General features: G+C 49.7%; 20 protein-coding genes. 11 read left to right on the plus strand and 9 right to left on the minus strand.

The features are described from left to right. Positions 1-91: 91 nt before the first annotated feature. The 3 genes from ELY33_RS14965 to ELY33_RS14975 are packed head-to-tail and all read right to left on the minus strand — an operon-like array spanning position 92 to position 4,478. Positions 92-1,306, minus strand: coding sequence for a lipocalin-like domain-containing protein (locus tag ELY33_RS14965; protein WP_126948708.1), 1,215 nt, complete (start codon positions 1,304-1,306; stop codon positions 92-94). Next, positions 1,303-3,816, minus strand: coding sequence for an ABC transporter permease (locus tag ELY33_RS14970; RefSeq protein WP_208644261.1), 2,514 nt, complete (start codon positions 3,814-3,816; stop codon positions 1,303-1,305). Before ELY33_RS14970 ends, ELY33_RS14965 begins: the two co-directional genes overlap by 4 nt. Beyond that, complete coding sequence (locus ELY33_RS14975) at positions 3,813-4,478, minus strand: ABC transporter ATP-binding protein (RefSeq protein WP_126948709.1); 666 nt, start codon at positions 4,476-4,478, stop codon at positions 3,813-3,815. Before ELY33_RS14975 ends, ELY33_RS14970 begins: the two co-directional genes overlap by 4 nt. A 285-nt stretch (positions 4,479-4,763) precedes the next feature. On the opposite strand from ELY33_RS14975, the gene ELY33_RS14980 reads away from it, so the two are divergent. Further along, a complete protein-coding gene (locus tag ELY33_RS14980) occupies positions 4,764-5,933 on the plus strand; it encodes an alpha-hydroxy acid oxidase (RefSeq protein ID WP_126948710.1) in 1,170 nt (389 codons plus the stop codon). Between the two features lie 152 nt (positions 5,934-6,085). On the opposite strand, the gene cydB is transcribed toward ELY33_RS14980, so the two are convergent. Next, entirely contained in the window at positions 6,086-7,084 is a 999-nt protein-coding gene (gene cydB, locus ELY33_RS14985; RefSeq protein ID WP_126948711.1) for a cytochrome d ubiquinol oxidase subunit II, read from the minus strand. Continuing rightward, the gene (locus tag ELY33_RS14990; RefSeq protein ID WP_126948712.1) at positions 7,081-8,490 is read right to left on the minus strand and encodes a cytochrome ubiquinol oxidase subunit I; all 1,410 of its coding nucleotides are present in this window, start codon (positions 8,488-8,490) and stop codon (positions 7,081-7,083) included. The genes cydB and ELY33_RS14990 overlap by 4 nt, the downstream gene beginning before the upstream one ends. Before the next feature lie 331 nt (positions 8,491-8,821). On the opposite strand from ELY33_RS14990, the gene ELY33_RS14995 reads away from it, so the two are divergent. From ELY33_RS14995 to ELY33_RS17910, 3 genes are all read left to right on the plus strand, one after another. Next, positions 8,822-9,835, plus strand: a complete 1,014-nt coding sequence (locus ELY33_RS14995; RefSeq protein ID WP_126948713.1) for a hydrolase — start codon at positions 8,822-8,824, stop codon at positions 9,833-9,835. 22 nt (positions 9,836-9,857) lie between these two features. Beyond that, positions 9,858-10,865: an aldo/keto reductase gene (locus ELY33_RS15000; RefSeq protein WP_126948714.1), complete on the plus strand. Its 1,008-nt coding sequence runs from the start codon at positions 9,858-9,860 to the stop codon at positions 10,863-10,865. A 131-nt stretch (positions 10,866-10,996) separates the two neighbouring features. After that, on the plus strand, positions 10,997-11,161 hold the full coding sequence (locus tag ELY33_RS17910; protein WP_167470104.1) for a hypothetical protein: 165 nt from the start codon (positions 10,997-10,999) through the stop codon (positions 11,159-11,161). A 55-nt stretch (positions 11,162-11,216) separates the two neighbouring features. Here ELY33_RS17910 and ELY33_RS15005 read toward each other — a convergent pair whose 3' ends face one another. Beyond that, entirely contained in the window at positions 11,217-11,978 is a 762-nt protein-coding gene (locus tag ELY33_RS15005; protein WP_126948715.1) for a dienelactone hydrolase family protein, read from the minus strand. A gap of 161 nt (positions 11,979-12,139) precedes the next feature. Between ELY33_RS15005 and ELY33_RS15010 the strand changes: the two genes are divergently transcribed. The 5 genes from ELY33_RS15010 (at position 12,140) to ELY33_RS15030 (ending at position 14,366) form a co-directional block, all read left to right on the plus strand. Beyond that, entirely contained in the window at positions 12,140-12,820 is a 681-nt protein-coding gene (locus tag ELY33_RS15010; protein WP_126948716.1) for a Bax inhibitor-1/YccA family protein, read from the plus strand. 79 nt (positions 12,821-12,899) lie between these two features. Next, positions 12,900-13,289 carry a sulfurtransferase complex subunit TusD gene (gene tusD / locus ELY33_RS15015; protein WP_126948717.1) on the plus strand — a complete coding sequence of 130 codons (390 nt, stop codon included), beginning with the start codon at positions 12,900-12,902 and terminating at the stop codon, positions 13,287-13,289. 35 nt (positions 13,290-13,324) lie between these two features. After that, positions 13,325-13,690 (plus strand): sulfurtransferase complex subunit TusC, encoded by a 366-nt coding sequence (gene tusC / locus ELY33_RS15020; protein WP_126948718.1) that lies wholly within the window; start codon positions 13,325-13,327, stop codon positions 13,688-13,690. Positions 13,691-13,725: 35 nt separating this feature from the next. Next, on the plus strand, positions 13,726-14,013 hold the full coding sequence (gene tusB / locus ELY33_RS15025) for a sulfurtransferase complex subunit TusB (RefSeq protein WP_126948719.1): 288 nt from the start codon (positions 13,726-13,728) through the stop codon (positions 14,011-14,013). A 2-nt stretch (positions 14,014-14,015) separates the two neighbouring features. Beyond that, complete coding sequence (locus ELY33_RS15030) at positions 14,016-14,366, plus strand: TusE/DsrC/DsvC family sulfur relay protein (RefSeq protein ID WP_126948720.1); 351 nt, start codon at positions 14,016-14,018, stop codon at positions 14,364-14,366. Between the two features lie 10 nt (positions 14,367-14,376). Here the strand turns inward: ELY33_RS15030 and ELY33_RS15035 are convergent, their stop codons facing one another. Together ELY33_RS15035 and ELY33_RS15040 are read right to left on the minus strand one after the other, a co-directional pair. Continuing rightward, positions 14,377-15,009 carry a helix-turn-helix domain-containing protein gene (locus ELY33_RS15035; protein ID WP_126948721.1) on the minus strand — a complete coding sequence of 211 codons (633 nt, stop codon included), beginning with the start codon at positions 15,007-15,009 and terminating at the stop codon, positions 14,377-14,379. Between the two features lie 107 nt (positions 15,010-15,116). Further along, complete coding sequence (locus ELY33_RS15040; RefSeq protein WP_126948722.1) at positions 15,117-16,058, minus strand: histone deacetylase family protein; 942 nt, start codon at positions 16,056-16,058, stop codon at positions 15,117-15,119. Positions 16,059-16,164: 106 nt separating this feature from the next. On the opposite strand from ELY33_RS15040, the gene ELY33_RS15045 reads away from it, so the two are divergent. Further along, the gene (locus ELY33_RS15045) at positions 16,165-18,912 is read left to right on the plus strand and encodes a bifunctional acetate--CoA ligase family protein/GNAT family N-acetyltransferase (RefSeq protein ID WP_126948723.1); all 2,748 of its coding nucleotides are present in this window, start codon (positions 16,165-16,167) and stop codon (positions 18,910-18,912) included. A gap of 78 nt (positions 18,913-18,990) precedes the next feature. Here the strand turns inward: ELY33_RS15045 and pdxH are convergent, their stop codons facing one another. Then, positions 18,991-19,635 (minus strand): pyridoxamine 5'-phosphate oxidase, encoded by a 645-nt coding sequence (gene pdxH, locus ELY33_RS15050; protein WP_126948724.1) that lies wholly within the window; start codon positions 19,633-19,635, stop codon positions 18,991-18,993. Between the two features lie 237 nt (positions 19,636-19,872). Between pdxH and ELY33_RS15055 the strand changes: the two genes are divergently transcribed. Then, the gene (locus ELY33_RS15055; protein ID WP_126948725.1) at positions 19,873-20,565 is read left to right on the plus strand and encodes a cytochrome b/b6 domain-containing protein; all 693 of its coding nucleotides are present in this window, start codon (positions 19,873-19,875) and stop codon (positions 20,563-20,565) included. The last annotated feature ends 2 nt before the right edge of the window (positions 20,566-20,567 follow it).

Raw genomic sequence — 20,567 nt, forward strand, 5'->3', positions numbered from 1 at the left:
CGTCTACGTTCTCTGTACTGGAGTTTATGTTGCCTCCGCCAGAGAACATGCACATCAAGGCGGCGACTGGGTCAGAGCAGCTGGGCCTTGATTAGTACCCGGTCATTTCTAAATAACCCACGCCAATCTGGTCTTGGCTGGGCGTATCTCGCACCACCACGTCACCTTCCCAATAGGGCACGGTGGTTGGCATCCAGCGGTTGGCGTGTCGCGCTTCTACGGTGAATTCAAGATTCGCCTCAGGAAGTGTTAACTGCCAACGGGTGGGAATATCCCTTTCTGCTACCTGCTCTGTGGTGAGAGGGGTAAGCACAATGCTGTCTCGACCGATCAGTTCGGTTTGGCCAGCCGCATTAAACAAGTGGGCAAAGCGGTAATCCGTACCGTTTTCACCGCCGCCGCGCAATCGGTATGCCATCAGTTTGCGGCCATCATCCAGGTGCAGTGAAAACCAGTCCCAACCTGTTTGTTCGGCGGTTAGTAATTGGCTGCTCCATTCTCGGTCTAGCCAACCACGGCCTTGCACCGTACGGGATTCGCCATTAAGCATCACGCTTCCTTCAATGCGTAAAAATGGCTGACTGTAGTAGTGAGACCCCTGACCCTGAATCGTTTTGGCATTGAATCCGTTTTCTCCATGCCACACCAGCGGGCCTTCCGCGTGAAGGGTGAGGTCGTAACCACTCCGTGCGTCGCCCTCACCGTGGTAAGCGCTTAACGAAAAACGTTCAAAGTTAGCATCTGGCGGACTTCTGAAAGACCAATCATCAATCCAGGCATGGAAAGGAGCCGCCACTACGCCTGCTTGGCCCTGTTGTTCGGAACGTTGTTGAGGACGCTGTTCAGAACGTTGTTGAGAACGTTGCTGAGCCAATGGTTGAGCACTGTGGCTGCGGGCAAAGCGCTCGGCGGCAACGTGGGTGGCGTGCTGTGAGATGCCCAGATGAGCCATCCACACCTGATCTGCGGCCCAGGGGGTGAGGGCTGGTCGCTCTTGTGGTGGCATAAGGGCTTGCCGAAACAGTGTCCACTGCAGGCCTAACGGTTCTCCTTGGCTATCTTCAAGGTTTGCCGTGAGATACCACCATTCAATGCGGTAGTCGGGATGGGCTCCGTGGTCCTCTGGAAACATCAGCGGTGTGGAAGCATCGGCTTGAACGAACCCTTGTGATTCCGCGCCTAAGCCCGCAAAGCCATCTTGTGCTGTCTGTTGAGGCTGCGCGCTTTCTTGTGAATCACCACAGCCCGTCAACATAAGGCAGGCGGCTAAAATTGAAAGTGTTTTAAGCCAGCGTGGAAAGCTCATTGGGTTTCCTCGTTAAGCAGTGCGCGTGGCGATGTTCGCCAAAGCTGCAGGGTTGGCAAGGCCGCAGCAAAAAGGGCAACGCTAAAGGCGGTGAGTAGCATGACCGCAATATCCAGGGGGAATAGCTGAAGTGGTAGCCGCCAACCGAAGGCGGCGACATTAATGACGGCTACTAGCAGCCAAGTAATCGTAATGCCAAGGGGAATAGCCAACAGGCCAGTGATTAATGCTAGCCCTCCTAGCTGGATCAGCGGCAATAACGCAAGGGTGGCACGCGGGACGCCTAGCGCCCATAGCGTAGCAAGTTGTCGTTGTCGCTGCTGTGCTTGGGCCAATAGGGTCGCTAGAAGTGCGAGTGCCGCTACCCCTAACGTTAAGCCATTCAATGCCCGGGTAATGCTGAAGGTGCGCTCGAAAATTTGCGTAGCTGCCTCTTTTATCTCTTGTTGGTTCACCAGGGTGTCAGGGGATAGGTCAAATTCCGTGCTCAGCGCTTGGCGAAATGCATCGGTATCAGCTTCACTGTGTAATACGATCCCTGTCGACGCTAGCTCTCCTTCAAAGCGTTGCATAAGCGTGTCAACGGTGACTAATAGCTGTTGCTGAGGGTTGCCGTAATCTGGGTAAATGGCTGCCACTGTAAACCAAACAGCGCCTTGTAAGGTTTCAAGTAAAACGCTATCGCCTGGTTGAAGCGCTCGGGCTACTGCCATCTGTTCATTAATAAAGACGCTTTGCTGTGCAAGAGCTTCCCAAGCCCGTGGAATGCCATCAAATGTCTCAAGTAACGGCCATTGTGAGGTTAGCGTTGGCACCGTGCTAATACCGAAAACAGCAATGGAGCTGAGCAAGGCTGATTCATTAGCGTTGCGTTCATTTTCCATAGCAGAATTAATAGCCAGCAACCTGGTGTTGCCCCGCGCGGTAGGCAGGGTTTCAAGTACTTCTGGCTGTGAGGTCAGCCACTCGTTGAGAGGGGTAAGTGTCGATGGGGTGGCATTGATGTAAAGCGGCGCCGCTAGTCGCTGATCTAACCACTCTAAAAACGTCAGACGAAACCCGCCTACCATGCTGCTAACGCCCAAATTAGTGGCAAGGGCAATTAATAGAGCCATCATTGCCAGAGATAAGCGGGGCAGCTGAAGTTGCATATCAGCAGCCAACCACTGGCCTAGTGGGCGGCGCCGCAGCAGCCGTTGTAACAGCTGCAGTAAGGCGTTAAGCGCTGGTGGCAAGCACAAGGCACAGGTAAAAAGTAACGCAGCGACCAAGCTGAAACTGACCACTAGCCCTTCACCCGCAGGAAGTAAGCTCAGACAAGTGGCTAAGCCTAACGTTATCGCTCCGGCTAGTCCGCCAGCCTGCAGCATTCGCATTAGCTGGCGCTGATAGCTAAATCGCCATGCGTAAGATTGCCCAAGAGCCAACACTTGCAATTTTGTGGCTCGCCACAGTACACCACTGCCTGCCAATAGTAAGCCGCCTAAGGTGATGGCTACGCTGCCAAGCCAATAATGCCAGGGTAGTGCTAGCGAGCGCTGGACGTCAGCTTGGTACAGTGAGGAAAGTGTACTGGCCACATCAGGCAGTAATTTGCCAGCTAGCCATAGGCCGCTTATTAGCCCTAAGGCAGCGCCAATCAGACCAAATAGCAGAAGTTCTAACAGAATGGCGAGGGTGATGGTTTTACCTGGCACGCCGAGGGCTCGAAATGTGCGCAGGGTTGTCATGCGCTGCTCCATGGCTAGCCCTAAGGCGGCTTGAACAATAAACAGGCCAACCACAAGCGACAGCAGCGCTAACGCGGTTAAGTTGAGATGAAAACTATCGGTTAGCTGTTCCGGTGAGGCCAGACTGGTTGCTCGAGTGAGACGATAGCCTTCCGGCGGTTGCGATAATGCGCCAGACGCGGTGACTAAACTAAGGGTGGCCTGCTCGCCAAAAAGCGCCCAGACAGCAGCAATATCCATCACCAGTGTGTTGGGGGGAAGGTCATTCCTTAGAGTCAATGGTGGTAGGCGCTGCTCACCAATGGATGGAGTTGCGCCGAGTGCCTGTTGGCGGTCAAGGCGAAAGACTTGCAACGTATCGGGGGAGAGTTGGGTTTGCCAAGGTGGCGAAATAAACTCGGTAAGCGACCCGCCGTTTGCAGTTGTACGACTGTTCCCATTTGAAGCAGGAAGTGTAAGCAGGTCGATGCCTAACACCGTTAACCGCGTATTCTCTATCGTCAGTGAGCTTTCAAGTAATGGCGATACGGGCAGGCCAGCCTGGCGTAATAAAAAGTAGTCATCGATGCTAAGGGCGATGCCATCGCTACGGGCGAGTTGATCGGTTTCAAGGCTAAATAGCGCGTTAGCACGGGCATAGCTTTCTTTAGCAGTTGCGTTAATCGCTTGAACGCTACTCCACAGCGCACTGGCCACCCAAAGACCTACTAACAGCATGGCGAGCTGACCAGGATGACGACGATAGTGGCTCAGAAGCGTGAGCACCACCCGTAATATCATCGTTTCGTTTCCTTTAGACTGCCTAAGTGAAGATGAAACGTGCGATCCAGTGGTGCCGCGACTCGTGCACTATGAGTGACCATTAATAGGGCGCACTGTGTTTCTTTAACCAAATCAAGCAGCAGTGCCAACACCGTATCGGCACTCTGCTCGTCAAGATTGCCGGTAGGTTCATCGGCCAGTAGTAACGAGGGGCGCACTGCCAGGGCACGACCGATTGCTAAGCGCTGCTGTTGGCCACCTGATAACTGCTCAGGGTAATGACGTTCACGACCGGCAAGCCCAAGTCGATCAAGCAGATAGGCACTCCATTCACCATCTTCTTTGTGGGCAAGCCGAGCTTGAAGCGTGAGGTTATCAATGACGTTTAGGCTTGGCACAAGGTGAAACTGCTGAAAGATAAGACCTAACTGTTGGCGGCGTAGTTTCGCGCGGGCGGGTTCATTTAACGATGAAAGTGATTGTTCGTCGATAACGACATGCCCTAGGTCTGGCGCTTCTAACCCGGCGGCGATGTGGAGCAAGGTTGATTTACCACTACCGGATTCGCCCATCAGCGCAAGGCTTTCTCCTCGGGCAAGGGTAAGGTTTATCTCATTAAGCACGAGTAACTGGCCCTGCGGGGTAGTGAACGTTTTGCTTACCTGCTGCAGGGCTAACATACCTATCTCCCGTTGACTATTTCTCGTTGCAGAGACTCGGCACTATAGCAGAACTTTCAATACTTTCACTAAAGCTGTATAAGAATATTATCTTGTACAGCATTTACAATATGCCTGTTTAGCAAATGATAGTCGAGCAGCTAAATTAGGGAATGTCAGGCATTTTCAGGCCCGAACGTGGCTCAAAAGAGCGGCAAAGAATATTTACTTGTGCAGTGTTCGAGAACAAGATAGAGATCGTCTGTTTTAGATGTATATGAGAATAATATCTATTGAGGGTGCGTTATGCCGATCTACACCAACATTGAAGACCTTCGCCGCCATTATGTTCGCCGTACGCCCAAAATGTTTTATGACTACGCTGAGTCGGGCAGTTGGACAGAGCAAACCTTCCGCGAAAATACCAGTGACTTCCAGCATATTCATTTGAAACAGCGCGTGGCAGTCGATATGTCAGGGCGCTCTACGCGAAGTACGATGATAGGCGAAGATGTAGCCATGCCGGTGGCGCTGGCACCCGTGGGGCTAACGGGAATGCAATCGGCGGATGGTGAGATTAAGGCAGCACGGGCGGCTGAAAAGTTCGGTGTGCCGTTTACACTTTCTACCATGTCGATTTGCTCAATTGAGGATGTCGCGGAACACACGACGCAACCGTTCTGGTTCCAAGTGTATACATTGAAAGATGATGATTTCATGCGCCGCTTGTTTGAACGAGCTAAAGCGGTTAACTGTTCTGCTGTTGTGGTGACCGTTGATTTACAAGTGCTCGGACAGCGTCACAAAGACCTCAAAAATGGGCTCTCCGCACCGCCTAAATTGACTGCCAAGTCGATTGCTAACATGGCGACGAAAATTCCTTGGGGTTTGGAGATGCTGAAAACCAAACGTCGCTCATTTGGCAATATTGTAGGGCACGCCAAAGGGGTTACGGACCCTTCTTCATTGTCAGCGTGGACAGCGGAGGCGTTTGACGTTTCGCTAGACTGGAAGCGCATTGCTCAGTTTAAGGCGTGGTGGGGCGGTAAGCTGATTGTGAAGGGCATCATGACTCCCGAGGATGCGCGCTGTGCTGTGGAAATAGGCGCTGATGCAATCATTGTTTCTAACCATGGTGGTCGTCAGCTTGATGGCGCAATGAGTTCCATTCGCATGCTAACAAGTATTATGGATGAGGTGGGCAACGAGATAGAAGTGCATCTTGACTCCGGTATCCGTTCGGGGCAAGACGTACTGAAAGCGTTGGCGCTGGGTGCTAAAGGAACCTACATTGGACGCGCTTTCACCTATGGCTTGGGAGCCGCTGGTGAAGAAGGCGTTACTAAGGCACTGCAAATTATACATAAAGAGCTTGATACGACCATGGCGTTATGTGGCGAAACTGACGTTAGCCGCTTGGGTCCTCACAACCTTTATGTGCCGAATGGTTTTGCTGATCCCACTGTAAAACTCTAAGCCTTATCTCCTTAGACCTATTTTATATTTTACGCATTAAAAAGGGTGCCTGAATGGCACCCTCTCTTTGTTTCAATGAACTGCAGTCCTAAGCTCAATTGTGTCTTGTGAAAAGCAATCGATGAGTAAAGCAATCGATAAATAGTGAGGCGTCAGTGGTAGCCTTCGCCCACTTTTACCTTTCCACGGAACACCCAATAGGTCCAGGCGGTGTACGCTAACACGATAGGGATAACAAACAGCATACCGATCAGCAAAAATAACTGTGACTCCGGTGCAGAGGCGGCATCCCAAATCGTATAGTTAGGCGGTACGATAACGGGCCACTTGCTGGCGATGAGACCTAGATAGGTGAAAATAAACAGGCCTAGCGTGGCAACAAAGGGCAAGCCTTCCTGCTGGCGCTTTACCGACCGATAAAGAACGCCTGCGCACGCCAGAGCGAGAAGCGGCAGGATACCAATAATGTGTATTTTGGTTAGCCAGCGCTCCATTACTTCAGGGCTTATGATCGGTGTCCAAAGGCTGACAATGCCGAATACCACCAATACCGCTAGCAGCAGTTTTGGTGTGATTTTGTAAGCCCACTGTTGAACATGGCCCTCTGACTTCAGGATCAGCCACGTAGAGCCAAGCAGTGCATAGCCTGCCATTAGGCCAAGCCCTGTCAAAACAGTGAAGGGCGTTAACCAATCCAGAGCGCCACCGACATAGCGAAAATCTTCAACGGCAAACCCTTGAATGTAAGCGCCGACGACGGCGCCTTGTGCAAAAGTGGCAATGGCAGAGCCCCAGCAAAATGCACGGTTCCACCAGCGGCGATTTTTCTTCGACTTGAAGCGAAATTCAAACGAGATGCCGCGAAAAATTAAGCCAGCCAACATTAGGAATACACCAATGTAGAGAGCGGGCAAAAAGACGGAATAGACTAAGGGAAAGGCGCCAAGTAGGCCTGCGCCACCTAATACCAGCCAAGTCTCATTACCATCCCACACGGGGGCAACAGAATTCATCATCACATCTCTGGACTCTTCATCGGGTGCGAAGGGAAATAAAATACCCAGCCCCAGATCAAAGCCGTCCATCAAGACGTACATAATGACGCCAAAACCAATAATGCCGGCCCAGATGAGTGAAAGATCAATGCTCATGCGTTGGCTCCTTCTAAGTCATCATCAAAGGGGGTGTGTGCCGCAGAGAACGGCCGTTTTGGACGCCCAACTTCACCTTCAACTTCTGTTTGGGTTTCTTTCATACCATTTCGAACAACACGAGTGAGGTAATAAATCCCGGTTAAAAACACCACGCTGTAAACGGCGATATAACCAATTAAGGTAAACAGCGCCATACCACCGGTTAGGGAGGGCGTTAACCCTTCAGCATGGGTCATAACGCCATATACTAACCAAGGTGCACGTCCTGATTCGGTAACAACCCAGCCACCTAGAACCGCTAGGAAGGGCGATATAATCATGAAGGTAAGCGTTTTTAAGAAAAGCGGGTTTTCATAGACACGCCCTTTTCGACGCAGAAACAACCCAGTCAGTGCAACGGCAATCATCAGTAAGCCAAGGCCGACCATGACGCGGAACGCCCAAAATACAATCATGACGGGAGGCTGCTCTTCTGCGGGAGCAGCGTTAAGCCCGGGCACTTCGCCATCTGCACGGTGAGTCAGGATCAAGCTGGCAAGGTTGGGAATGCCAATTTCAAAGCGATTGGCCTGGGCATCTTGATCTGGAATGGCGAAGAGCAGGAGTGGAACGTTGGTTTGCGTTTCCCAGTTACCTTCCATAGCGGCTACTTTCATTGGCTGATGTTCTAAGGTGTTCAAACCGTGGAAGTCACCGACCACTGCTTGAGCAGGCGCCAAGATCAGCAGTAACCATAAACACATGGAAAGTGCTTTTTTATTAGCTTCTACATCGCGCTTACGCAGCAAGAACCAGGCGCTAACACCCGCAACCACGAAGCCACCGGTTAGGAAGGACGCCATGCCCATGTGAACGAAGCGATACCAGAAGGAAGGATTAAACAGGGCTTCCATCCAAGAGGTAATATGGAACCGGCCGTCAATCAGCTCAAAACCTGCCGGGGTTTGCATCCAGCTGTTAGCTGAAAGTATCCAGAAAGAGGATATAAAGGTGCCCACCGCTACCATAATAGCCGCAAATAAATGCACCCCTTCAGGCACTTTATTACGGCCAAATAGCAGCACACCCAAAAAAGCGGCTTCTAAGAAAAAGGCCGTCACTACTTCATAGCTGAGAACAGGACCTAAGAAGTTAGACGTTGCGTAGGCGAAGTTGCTCCAGTTGGTACCAAACTGGAACGACATAACGATGCCCGATACGACACCCATACCAAACACAACGGCAAACACTTTTGTCCAGAAAAGCGCCAAGCGATCCCAAGCAGGATTTTCCGTTTTGTAAAATAGCCCATGCAGCAGCGCAATGTAGGAAGCCAGCCCGATGGTAAACACCGGGAAAATGGCATGAAAGGAAACAACAAAGGCGAACTGAAGCCTTGAAAGCAACAGGGGATCTAATTCCATGGCGACCTCCTAGATCGTGTGACACGAAAACACTGAAAATCAGTTTTGTCGCAGGAGCTATATTTTTTTAATGGCTTTGGCTGTATTTCTTTGCTCATTGATAATAGTTGAAACTATTCTGCGACGTAAGTTGAAAGTACCCAATGACGCAGGGCGTATTGTCGCATCGCTACTGTCCGTCAATGTTTTTATGAATCCGTTTTTATGATTATGTCTTGCGAAATTACGCAGGGCTTTCTAGCGTTGCGTGCCGGCTGTGATTCTGCTGACAAATGTAACTTTGCTTACAAACTTTGCTAAGCTAGCAAACTGTTTTTTGCTGGCACCTTCTATGTCTCCATTTCAATCTTCGTTTCCATTCCGATCTTCACGCTGGCTGCCAGGTGGGCATTTACAAACGCTCTATAGCTCGCTATGTCGAACATCGCCTCAGTTGCATCGTCGTCGGGAGCGGATGACGCTTCAAGATGGTGATTTTATGGATGTGGATTGGTTTGGGCCTGAAGAAGGGTCGGAGCATTGCGTGCTGTTGCTTCATGGCCTAACTGGAAGCTCGTCGTCACTGTATATTCTCGGGCAACAGCAAGCGTTAGCGGCGCGGGGTTTGCAGAGCGTAGCCGTGAATTGGCGTGGTTGCTCTGGTGAGCCAAACCACCGTGCAAGGGGATATCACTCAGGGGTGAGTGAGGACCTGGCTGATGTGGTTAATCAACTAGCGGCACGCTATCCAACCAAACTGTTGACCGCGATTGGCTACTCACTGGGTGGCAATGTGTTGCTAAAATATTTGGGCGAAGAGGGTAGCCATACTCCGTTGAGGGGGGCTGTCGCTGTTTCAGTGCCTTTTCGGCTGGACCACTGTGCGGATCGAATAAGCAAAGGTTTTTCCAGAATTTATCAAGCACGTTTTATGCGAGATCTTCGGCGCTATGTTGAGCATAAGCAGTGTGCCTTCTCACACCAAGGGCGTCGTGAGGAGCTGGCGCGTTTAGCATCGCTTGAAACATTGGAAGGGATGACGACGTTTTGGGACTTTGATGGCCGTGTCACTGCGCCATTGCATGGCTTTGAAAGTGCCGAGGACTACTACCAACGCTGTAGCAGTGCTTTCTTTGTGGAACACTTGCGTATTCCAACGCTTATTATCCATGCACAAGATGATCCTTTTATCTATCCGCAGAGCGTGCCGCACGCCGAAACCCTGCCAAGCCATGTCACATTGGAGCTTCATGCCACGGGTGGTCATGTCGGATTTATAGAGGGGTCTCCATGGAGGCCGCGTTATTATCTTGAGTACCGGTTGCCAGATTGGCTGCAATCGCAGGATTTCAGTCAGCATAATTAACGTCAATGACCTAGAGGTCGCTATGTCCGCCTTTTTTGAACGATTAAACGACGTTTCATCTCCTCGTATTGGCCTGGGGTGCATGAACCTGTCACACGGCTATGGTCAGTATGTGCCGGAAACAGAGGCACTTCGGGTATTAGAAGAAGCATTTGAAATGGGGTACCGCCATTTTGATACGGCAACGCTCTATGGCGGAACGGCAAATGAACGGCTGCTTGGATTCGCTTTAAAGAAAATCAGGCATCAACTGTTTCTTGCCAGTAAGTGTGGAATGGCTCTGGATGCTGAAACGGGCAAGCGTGTGATCGATGGGCGTCCTGGCACGTTGCGTCGCCAGTGTGAAGAAAGCCTGACACGACTGGAAACCGATTATCTGGATATTTACTATCTGCATCGTCTTGATCGCAGCGTCCCTATTGAAGAGAGCGTAGGGGCGTTAGGTAGATTGGTGGAAGAAGGCAAAATTGGCTCGGTTGGTTTATCGGAGGTATCGGCAGAGACACTACGCAGAGGTAATGCGGAATATCCCGTTGCAGCAGTACAGTCAGAATACTCACTGTGGACACGTAACCCTGACATTGCACTCAAGGAGGTGTGTCTAGAGTTAAATACGGCGTTAGTGGCGTTTAGCCCGCTTGGGCGTGGCTTTTTGACGGGGGCAGTGGAAGAGAGTACGCAGTTTTCAACAGGCGATATGCGCGCCGTAATGCCTCGCTTTAGTGAAGAAAATCTATCTCACAATTTATCTTTGCTGAAGGATATTAAGGCAATTGCTCGTCGCCTTGAGATTTCCCCGGCACAGTTGGCGCTGGCATGGCTAAAAGCCCAGGGTAGTCATGTTATTCCCATTCCTGGTTCCTGCTCAGTGGCGCACATACGCGAGAATTTACGCGCTGAAACGATTACTTTGGATGAGGCAACAGTGGCTCAGCTCAACGGCATGATGTTGCCAAACCAGGTCGCTGGCGCTCGTTACAGCGATGCACAACAAGTCGATATTGATACTGAAAACTTTCCGGAGCAATAAGGAAACGGGTGGTGTTAGGGAAGCATAACGGGGACATAGACATTATTTACTAAAGCCCGTTGCTTTCTTTCCACTCAGGGCTATTATTCGCTATCGATGGCGATATTGTTAGCCTACTAAGGAGCACTGCCATGTTGAAGGGTCTAATTATTTGTTTTGCAGTGCTATTCGCTCAGCTAGCAGTGCTGAGCATGATAGACGCACGTTTCTACAACGCTCAGGATGCACGGCAGGCAGCCACAACCCAACAACCGCCTCACAAAGATGAGGATGACGATAACGCTTTGCCCTCATAAAATAACAAGCGGCGATGGACAGCTACTTGCCCATCGCCGATGTTATGTAGATGTTTTAAAGCATCTCATTTAGCCACTGTTTAAACGTTTCCCAAGAACGTTCGTCGGCGCGCTCATGGTAGCGATCACTGCCAAATACGCTAAACGCATGAGGTGCTCCCGAGTAGATACCTACTTCATAGGTGACGCCCGCTTGTTCTAACGCTGTTGCCAAGGTTGCAACATCTTTTAAGCTAACCGACGTATCAGCACCACCATGGGCAATATAAATGGGCGGTGTATCACTGGAATAAGATTGATCCTCAGGGGTATCTAGCCCGCCATGAAAACTTGTATAGGCTGCGATATCATCAGCTTCTCCGGAACGGGCAATCTCCAATGCCACTGCGCCGCCGAAGCAGTAGCCCATGATAACGGTTTTCGGAGCGGCGCCCTCCTTTCTGGCTTGGTTTAGACCTGCCAGCGTCAAATGGCGCATCCGTTCACGATCTTCGTAAAGAGTGCGTGTAGCCGCTTGTTTATCTTCTGTCGCTTGAGGTCGGTTGCCTGCGCCAAATAGGTCTACGGCAAACGCATCATAGCCTTCAGCTGCTAACATATCTGCACGTTGTCGTTCATAGTCATCAATGCCATCCCAGTCGTGAATGATGAGCACACTGCCTTTTGCATTGTCGCCAGCAGATGTAAAGTAACCTTCGTAGGCTTCGCCATCTACTTCATAGCGAATATCGTTGCCGCCGGCAGTGAAGCCGTAAGCAGAAGAAGCGAAGGCAACAAAGCTAAATATGGTGATAGTGAGGGGAATTTTATAGCGCATTTCTATGTCCAAAAAATGTGTGGAATGTTAAGCATAGTCAACGCAGGAGAAGACAGGATCTCAAAACACAGTTGTTTGCGTGGAACACAAATACTTGCGTCTGGAACTTGGTAACGGCATTCTTGTCCGTTGTTAGTATTAACATTATGGAGCATAGATAAATGTCTTTTAACGATTCGAACACGGCGAGAGCGCAAACGCGCAGCGAAGTAAGTAGTGTTGGCGCCAATAAAGTGCTACGTAATACTTATGCGCTGTTGGCCATGACATTGCTATTCTCCGCAGTTACTGCGGGTGCTTCGGTAGCAATGGGCATTCAGCAAATGAACATTTTTGTGTTCTTCATCGGTGCGTATGGACTGATGTTCCTGGTACACAAAACTGCTAATTCGGCAGCTGGCTTGTTAGCTACTTTCGCATTCACCGGATTTATGGGGTTTACGCTTGGTCCCATCATCTCCGCTTATCTCACGCTGCCTAATGGTGGCGCGTTGATTATGAATGCCTTGGCAATGACCGGTCTGACGTTCATCGGCCTCTCTGCGGTTGCATTAACCACCAAAAAAGACTTCAGCTTTTTAGGAAATTTCCTAATGGCGGGCGCCATTGTGCTGATTTTGGCCATGATAGCCGGGCTGATCTTCAACATTCCCGCGCTTTCTCTGATGGTTTCTGCTGGCTTTGTGCTGTTCGCATCAGCCGCGATTCTCTACCAAACCAGTGAAATTATTCACCGTGCGGGAGAGACCAATTATATTCTTGCAACCGTTACGCTTTATGTGTCCATTTATAACTTATTCATCAGTCTTCTCTCGATACTCGGTATCATGAGCAACGATTGATTACCCCCGCAGTATGATCACGACAGACCCTACCAGTAGGGTCTGTTTTTTTTAGAGCGAACTGTGTCGAGATAACCCAATGGAGTATGGCTTATTGGTTATGGGTGCGCCGTATCGTAGTGCAGCCCCTCATTCCGCACTGCGATTTGCCCAATCAGTGCTAAATAAAGGGCACCACATTAAAGGCGTATTTTTCTATCAAGAGGGCGTTCATAATGCCTCCCAACTGATGACACCTCCTCAGGATGAACTCAACATACGGGAAGCCTGGGTTGAACTACACCGTCAATACGGTGTGTCATTAGATGTATGTATTGCGGCGGCATTACGCCGCGGTGTGATGAGTGAGTCAGAAGCAAAGCGGCATGGGCAAGTGAACTTCAATCTTGAATCCCCCTTTGAATTAACCGGGCTAGGTCAACTGCTTGAGTTACAGCAGCGCTGTGATCGATTGATTACGTTTGCATAGAATTAAAAGATAGATCTGATAGATAGGATTTATAGATGACTGAGCCAAATGAGCGACTTGTTGTTATACGACATGCGCCCTATAGCTCAAATGAGTTACGGGAAGGGCTGGATGTCGCACTGGTGGCTGCTGCCTTTGGCCAAGCTGTTAGCCTTCTGTTTTTAGGGCAGGGCGTGCTCGCGCTACTAAAAGAGCAAAAAGCTGGCGCACCTGGCCAAAAATCAACGCTGCCGACGATTGATATGTTAGAGATGTACGATATAGAGACTATTTTAGTGCCTACCGAGACACTACAGAACTTCAATATAACTGCTGACCAGCTAGTTGATGGGGTCACTTTACTACCGATTTCTGATCTGCCGGATCTATTTCAGCGTTATGACTACGTACTTAATTTTTAACTACATGCTCAATTTTTAGCAGAGTAGCCAAAGATATGCTGCATATTTTAAATAAGCCACCTCATAGCGATGCTGCCGTGCAAATGCTCAGTACACTTAGTGGTAACGACACCATTGTGTTAATCGAAGACGGCGTGCAAGCGGCGTTACATCCTGAATGGCAAGGGTGGGCAACAAATGAGGTTTCAATATTTTTGTTAGTCGAAGATGCTATCTCAAGAGGTATCCATTCCATTGCCGTTGCTCATGGGCTGCCTTTGATAGAGGTGGATGACTTTGTTGTATTAACTGAGCAAAATGAGCAGATTATTTCCTGGTATTAAGTATGTGTAATCAAAATTTATACCGTTATCTTGATGAACAACAAAAAATCAAACTTGACCCTGAAGGGTATCTTGTTAAGCAGCAGCAATGGAACATTGAGGTTGCTAATTTACTAGCTGAAGATGAAGGGCTGGTTCTTACAGAAAAGCACTGGGAAATTATTCAGCTGGTGCGCGATTTTTATAACCGTTATGAAATGGCGCCCGCCATGCGCCCCTTAGTTAAAGCCACAAAACAGGCTTTGGGCAACGAAAAGGGGAGTTCAATTTATTTAATGACGCTATTTCCAGGTAGCCCACCTAAGCGTATTGCTCGCATAGCCGGCTTACCTAAGCCTACCAACTGTTTGTAGCGTTTTAACGTTATACCAAGTCGCCCCGTGTACAAACAGAAAGCACGACCGCGTCCTCCGGGCTGGTAGAAACAAGCGCATGCCCCATATCACTATCAAAATAAATACTATCGCCTTCAGAAAGCATCAGTGGGGCATAAAACTCGGTGTAGAGTAAAATATCGCCTTCTAAAATCATCAAAAATTCTTCACCGTCGTGGCGCACCCATTGATGATACTCATCAAAACTGCGTGCCTTGACAATGGTTTTGAACGGAATCATGCGCTTTTGCGCAAGCTGATGGCCTAGTAGCTCATGCTCATAAGTGGGAGTAGGATGCAACTGGCCCTTGCCTTTGCGGGTCAAATCTCTACGTCCCATGGTATAGCGCTCACGCTTTGGCGGCGTAAATAATTGAGGCAAGTCAATGTTAAGCCCAGTAATAAGCTTTTGAACCACACTGAACGATGGCGATACTTGGTCATTTTCGATCTTAGAGAGCGTTGATCGAGCTAAGCCTGTGCGCTGGCTAACGTCTTCCAATGTCCATTGGTTGGCAAGACGTATCTGTCTTAACCGTTCACCCAAGCGTAAAGGTTCAACGAAGGGCTTGCGCCCTGAAGCTATGCGCAGTGCAGCATGCTCTTCAGAAGTAGCAGTCATAAAGTCACGTGAGTAAACGTTAATAAAAACTGTATATTATCACAATCCTCGATTACCAAAATCGCCAAGCAACCTAATGCGTCGACTCACCATGGCTGTTGACATGCTTACGAAGCATCCGAATAGGGCAAGCCCAGCAACGCCTTTAAGTGTGCTTCTACACCACTAGCAAGCGTTTTCGGGTTATATCCCCCCTCAAGTACAGAAACAACGCGGTTTTCTGCATAGAGAGCGGCAATTTCCATCGCTAGATGCGTTATCCAATAGAAATCCTCATCCTCTAAGCAGATATCGCCCATAGGGTCATCACGATGGGCATCGAAGCCTGCAGAAAGCATAACTAAGTCTGGTTTGAACGCATGAAGCGCGGGAAGCCACTGACGCTCGATAATACGTCTAAACTCAGTACTGTCAGTGCCTACTTCCAACGGAGTATTCACCACGTTTTGCCATTCACTACGTAGGTAGCGCCATGGGTAAAACGGATACTGGAAACTTGTACACACCAATACTTCGGGGTCATCTTTGAAGATATCGATAGTGCCATTGCATTGATGGACATCGAAATCAAGGATCGCGATACGCCTAGCGCCATATTTTGCTTTTGCGTGGGCAGCACCGACGGCAACGTTATTATAGAAACAAAATCCCATTGCATCAGCAGCTTCTGCATGATGTCCAGGAGGACGTACGGCACAGAATACGTTGTCCGCTTGGCGCTTAAAAACTTGATCAACCCCGCGAATAACCGCGCCGGCGGCTACTCTTGCCGCTTTCAAACTATCGGGATTCATCATTGTGTCGCTATCAAGAGTAACGATGCCTTCCTTTGGCAGACACTTTTCTAGCGCATTAAGGTGTCTTACGGGATGCACCCTAGCTAACGCTTCATTACAGGCTTCTTTGGCATCCGCTTGCATGGTTTGTTGAAGGAGTCCTGCTAGAGACAGGCGCGCGCGGATTGCCTCGAGACGTTGGGGGTTTTCAGGGTGCTCAGGCCCCATATGGTGCAATGAGCAGTCGGGGTGGGTAAGGTAGGAAGTAATCATGCGAGCGCTCCGAAGACAATATCGACACCTTAATCTTCCCAGGGGCTTGCGCGACAGTGTCAATAAGTCGTACACAGTGGTTATTAATTTCAGAGGAGACGCATTCGTGAGCACACGTTTTTTGCATCATTTTTTCGAACCGCGCACAGTGGCTGTGTTCGGTGCCTCTGAAAAGCCAGCCTCATTAGGAGGGTTGGTGCTAAATAACCTTCAAGAGGGTGGTTTTAAAGGAAAAATATGGGCAGTAAATTTAAAAGGCTATGACACTGTATATGAAGTGCCCTGTGTTCGTACCGTCAGCGAGCTGCCTGAAACCCCTGATTTAGCCGTTATTTGTTCCCCTATCGAAGGTGTGCCTAGTCTTATTAAAAAGCTTGGGCAGTTCGGTGTTAAGGCCGCCCTGGTGCTTTCCGGTGGTGCTTACCTTGATCGTGAAACGGGCAATAAGGGCTCTATCCGCCAGCGTATGCTGCAGTCGGCGATAGAATCAGGCATCCGGGTGCTTGGGCCGGAGTGCATGGGCTTGATTGTGCCAGGAAAGAAACTGAATGCCTCTTATGCGAGTCAGCCAGTAAAAGCGGGGAAAGTGGCCTATCTAGGGCAATCAGGCATGTTGGCAAATGCCATGATTGATTGGGCAGCTGGCCGAGACGTTGGTTTTTCGCATTTGATCACGGTAGGCGATAGTGTTGATGTTCTATTGCCAGATTTGATTGATTACGTAAACCAGTTTTCTCCAGCACAAGCGATCTTGCTACACCTTGAGCGTGTCATGGATGCTCAACATTTTATGACCTCCGTGCGTGATGCCTCGCGTAATCGCTTAGTCGTTGCCATTAAAAGTGGACGCACGCCACAGTCAGATATTTCGGGGTTGGCTCCCACCCCAGGTATCGCCAATCGTGATGTGGTATTTGATGCAGCTTTTGCGCGGGCTGGCGTAGTTCGCGTCAATGATTATGATGAACTGCTGGATGCTCTTGAAACCTTATCGAGAATGAAACCGCTACGCGGTGACCGGTTGGCTATTGTATCCAATGGATTAGGGCCTGCGATGCTGGCAATCGATAAGCTGATTAGTGCTGGCGGTAAACTGGCGGAATTTAACGAAGAGACGCAACGCGTGTTGCATAAAAGCCAGGTAGATATGAGCAAGCCTGGTGAAAATCCCGTGGATCTGGGCGGCAATGCGTCGCCGGAACGTTTCGTTGAAGCGCTGAAAATTGTCACTGCCGATTCGAACGTAGATGCTGTACTGGTGGTTCACGCGCCTACGCGCTTAGCCCCGTCACTGGCTACCGCTCAGGCGCTGATTGATCATCGCAAGTCGTTTAAACGTAATTTGTTGACTAGCTGGATGGGCCTAAAAGAAGCCCTAAACGCAAGGCATGTGAGTAATTTGGCGGGTATACCCACCTACACATCGCCGGAAAAGGCAGTGAAAGCGTTTATGCATATGGTGGACTATCAGCGTGTTCAGGCATTGCTGCATGAAATCCCACCTAGCCTGCCATTTTCAACTAGCGCAGAGATTCGTGCGGAGTGTCGCGCGCTGATTAAAAATGCCAAGGAGAAAGGGCGGCAAACGTTGACCCATTCCGAAACGGCCCAAGTTTTAGAAGCCTATGGCATTCCGGCAGCACCTAGTGTTTATTTGGCTAATCCTGAAGAAGCATTAGCGATGGCCGATCATTTTCCTGGGCCCAAGGCGCTAAAAGTTATCCATGAGGGCAACTGTCGACCTTACCGCTACCGTAAACATCCTCATAAAATATCCGCGGGGCTACTGCAAGATTTAGAAACGCCAGAACAAGTTGCTGAAGGTATCCGCCAGTTAGGCGAAAAGGTAAATGAGAAGTTTCCAGAATATGCCATTCGTGAGTATTGTCTGCAGCCAATGCAGCGGGGCAAGCATTCGATGCAGATCTGTGCCGGGATCACTCGTGACCCGGTTTTCGGACCGCTAATTGTGTTCGGGATAGGCGGCTATAAAGTAAATGTGCTGGCAGACCGCCAGATAGCACTACCGCCGCTGAACATGAGCTTGGCCGCTGACGTAGTGGGTAGAACCCACGCGGCCTCACTGATTCGTGAGCATTCGGCTGATCCCGAACGTGATATTGAGAGGCTTTGCCAGCTATTGGTCAAGCTGTCTCAAATGGCTTCTGATTTGAGCGACTTGAGAGGGCTGGAACTTAATCCGTTGCTGCTTAACCGCGATGGGATGCTAGCCGTCGATTTTGCCATGGATTTAGGCACACCTGCACGTTTTGCTATCATGCCTTATCCTGAAGAGCTGCGTGAGTGGGTAACACTGAAAAACGACTGGCGGGTAGAGGTTCGTCCCATTCGTGCGGAAGATGCACCGCTGATTACAACGTTTCACCGTCAGCTCTCAGAGGAAAGTATTCGTTTTCGATACTTCCACAATAAATCCAACCTCACCCAGCGAGATTTATCGATTCTTTCGCATATTAACTATGATCGGCAAATGGCCTTCATTGCCGAGCATCAGCATGATGATGGCAGTAAAGAAATGCTCGGCGTTGTAAGGGTTTGGAACGATCCTGACAATATACGCACAGAGTTCTCTGTGATTATTCGCGATGATCTTCAGGGATTGGGGATTGGCAGTTTATTGATGAAAAAAATGATCGATTACTGCACCAACATTGGCACGCTCGAAATGATCGGCAAGATCATGGTGGATAATCACCCCATGCGGGCGTTGATGAAGCATTTAGGTTTTAGGTGCCGATACAACATGGAAGAGCAGGTGATTGATGCCGTGCTAAGGTTGAACGAACCTGAAAGTGAATGGCAGCGACATCGCCTTGAGAGCCAACCGGATTAGTAGAGTAAGAGCCGCCACAAAAATAGGCCTGTATCTCAACGATACAGGCCTATGTAATTCAACAATATATTGGCAGGATTATGGCGCTAAGCGGAACCGGCTCCAATCGCCGCCGTCCCGGCGCTCAAAGCGCAGGCGGTCATGAAGACGACTAGGTTGCCCCTGCCAGAATTCAATCATTTCTGGTTTGACTCGATAGCCGCCCCAATGATTCGGACGAGGAATATCCTGGCCTGCGTAGGCTTGTTCAAAACGTTTTTGGCGTTCTTCAATCCAGTTGCGATCAGGGATCACGACGCTCTGTGTCGCAATCCAAGCGCCCAACTGGCTGCCACGCGGCCGGCTCGAAAAGTATTCATCAGACTCTTCATGTGGCACCTGCTCTACGGGTCCTTCGATGCGGACTTGGCGAGACAATGAAGGCCACCAGAACGTAATGGCGGCAAAAGGAACATTGCTCAACTCACTGCCTTTGTGGCTATGGTAATTAGTGAAAAAAACCATGCCTTTTTCGTCAAACCCTTTGAGTAGCACCACGCGAGCATGAGGGCGCCCCTGACTGTCTACGGTAGAAAGGGTCATAGCATTGCCATCTTTTCCTTCAGTTTCTAGCGCTAGACTAAACCACTCATCAAACAGTGCAAATGGATTGTCGGGGGCCTGGGCTTCATCAAGGCGGCCACCTTCATAATCGCGCCTAATATCAGCTATATTGCGTGTCATTGAATACTGCTCCCTTTAAATTTCACTCATGTTCGCTGGTCTGTCCGTAAAGCTCAAGCCCTGTCACTGGGCTTTGATTCCACGCACTATTCAGAAACTGTAGCCATGGATTGATGACGTTACGGCTAACTTAAAATTGCGTGATTGTATAACGTGTCGGTCCGGTTCTGTAATGCGTTCTATCAGAAACATTAAAGAAATGAGAAAATGTATGAATTGAAGATAAAGGGCAACGTAATGCAGAACGGTAGAAAACAGATAGCTGTCTGGGATGTCTTTGTACGTTTATTTCATTGGTGTCTGCTGGCTGCGGTGCTCATATCGTTTTACACCACTAAAACCGACGGCGCACCGTTTTTGTTTCCGATTGAGGTTCACGCCCAAGCGGGTTACATCATTATTGGTTTGCTGATATTTCGCGTGATATGGGGCGTATTAGGTCCTACTTATGCTCGCTTTAGTACGTTTGTTTATGGGCCCAAGAACACGGCCAGTTATGCAAAAGCACTGCTAAAGCGTCAAGAGCCCCGCTATGCAAGTCACAACCCTCTGGGGGGTTGGATGGTGGTCCTCTTATTGCTCTCGCTATCCTTTCAGGCAGTGAGTGGGCTTTTTCTGAGTGACGACATTTTCTTTCAGGGGCCGCTTTATGGCTTGCTGGGCCGAGACGTGAGTGGCGAACTAGCCAGCTTGCATGCGCTCAACAGCGATTTACTGCTCATCCTCATTGGGATTCATCTTGTTGGCATCGTTGTGCACGCGTTGTTAGGAGAGCATTTAGTGCCTGCGATGGTGACGGGTATCAAACGTTTCACTAGCGCGCCAGTTGATGAAAAACCTGCCTACCGAACTAAGTACCGACTGCTTGCGATTGGGGCGTTTTTAGTTGCGGCAGGCGTCTGTGGCTGGCTATGGTTTTATCCCTATTAGTA

The sequence above is a fragment of the Vreelandella andesensis genome (assembly GCF_003989795.1).
Taxonomy (GTDB): domain Bacteria; phylum Pseudomonadota; class Gammaproteobacteria; order Pseudomonadales; family Halomonadaceae; genus Vreelandella; species Vreelandella andesensis.

What these genes read in the sequence shown, in the direction of transcription:
- tusC (WP_126948718.1), top strand. Translation starts at nt 13,325, where the DNA reads ATGACTGAGCCAAATGAGCGACTTGTTGTTATACGACATGCGCCCTAT.
- ELY33_RS15055 (WP_126948725.1), top strand. Translation starts at nt 19,873, where the DNA reads ATGCAGAACGGTAGAAAACAGATAGCTGTCTGGGATGTCTTTGTACGT.
- ELY33_RS14990 (WP_126948712.1), bottom strand. Translation starts at nt 8,490, where the DNA reads ATGGAATTAGATCCCCTGTTGCTTTCAAGGCTTCAGTTCGCCTTTGTT.
- pdxH (WP_126948724.1), bottom strand. Translation starts at nt 19,635, where the DNA reads ATGACACGCAATATAGCTGATATTAGGCGCGATTATGAAGGTGGCCGC.
- ELY33_RS14970 (WP_208644261.1), bottom strand. Translation starts at nt 3,816, where the DNA reads ATGATATTACGGGTGGTGCTCACGCTTCTGAGCCACTATCGTCGTCAT.
- ELY33_RS17910 (WP_167470104.1), top strand. Translation starts at nt 10,997, where the DNA reads ATGTTGAAGGGTCTAATTATTTGTTTTGCAGTGCTATTCGCTCAGCTA.
- ELY33_RS14995 (WP_126948713.1), top strand. Translation starts at nt 8,822, where the DNA reads ATGTCTCCATTTCAATCTTCGTTTCCATTCCGATCTTCACGCTGGCTG.
- cydB (WP_126948711.1), bottom strand. Translation starts at nt 7,084, where the DNA reads ATGAGCATTGATCTTTCACTCATCTGGGCCGGCATTATTGGTTTTGGC.
- ELY33_RS14975 (WP_126948709.1), bottom strand. Translation starts at nt 4,478, where the DNA reads ATGTTAGCCCTGCAGCAGGTAAGCAAAACGTTCACTACCCCGCAGGGC.
- ELY33_RS15035 (WP_126948721.1), bottom strand. Translation starts at nt 15,009, where the DNA reads ATGACTGCTACTTCTGAAGAGCATGCTGCACTGCGCATAGCTTCAGGG.
- ELY33_RS15005 (WP_126948715.1), bottom strand. Translation starts at nt 11,978, where the DNA reads ATGCGCTATAAAATTCCCCTCACTATCACCATATTTAGCTTTGTTGCC.
- ELY33_RS14980 (WP_126948710.1), top strand. Translation starts at nt 4,764, where the DNA reads ATGCCGATCTACACCAACATTGAAGACCTTCGCCGCCATTATGTTCGC.
- ELY33_RS15000 (WP_126948714.1), top strand. Translation starts at nt 9,858, where the DNA reads ATGTCCGCCTTTTTTGAACGATTAAACGACGTTTCATCTCCTCGTATT.
- tusD (WP_126948717.1), top strand. Translation starts at nt 12,900, where the DNA reads ATGGAGTATGGCTTATTGGTTATGGGTGCGCCGTATCGTAGTGCAGCC.
- ELY33_RS15040 (WP_126948722.1), bottom strand. Translation starts at nt 16,058, where the DNA reads ATGATTACTTCCTACCTTACCCACCCCGACTGCTCATTGCACCATATG.
- ELY33_RS15030 (WP_126948720.1), top strand. Translation starts at nt 14,016, where the DNA reads ATGTGTAATCAAAATTTATACCGTTATCTTGATGAACAACAAAAAATC.
- ELY33_RS14965 (WP_126948708.1), bottom strand. Translation starts at nt 1,306, where the DNA reads ATGAGCTTTCCACGCTGGCTTAAAACACTTTCAATTTTAGCCGCCTGC.
- tusB (WP_126948719.1), top strand. Translation starts at nt 13,726, where the DNA reads ATGCTGCATATTTTAAATAAGCCACCTCATAGCGATGCTGCCGTGCAA.
- ELY33_RS15010 (WP_126948716.1), top strand. Translation starts at nt 12,140, where the DNA reads ATGTCTTTTAACGATTCGAACACGGCGAGAGCGCAAACGCGCAGCGAA.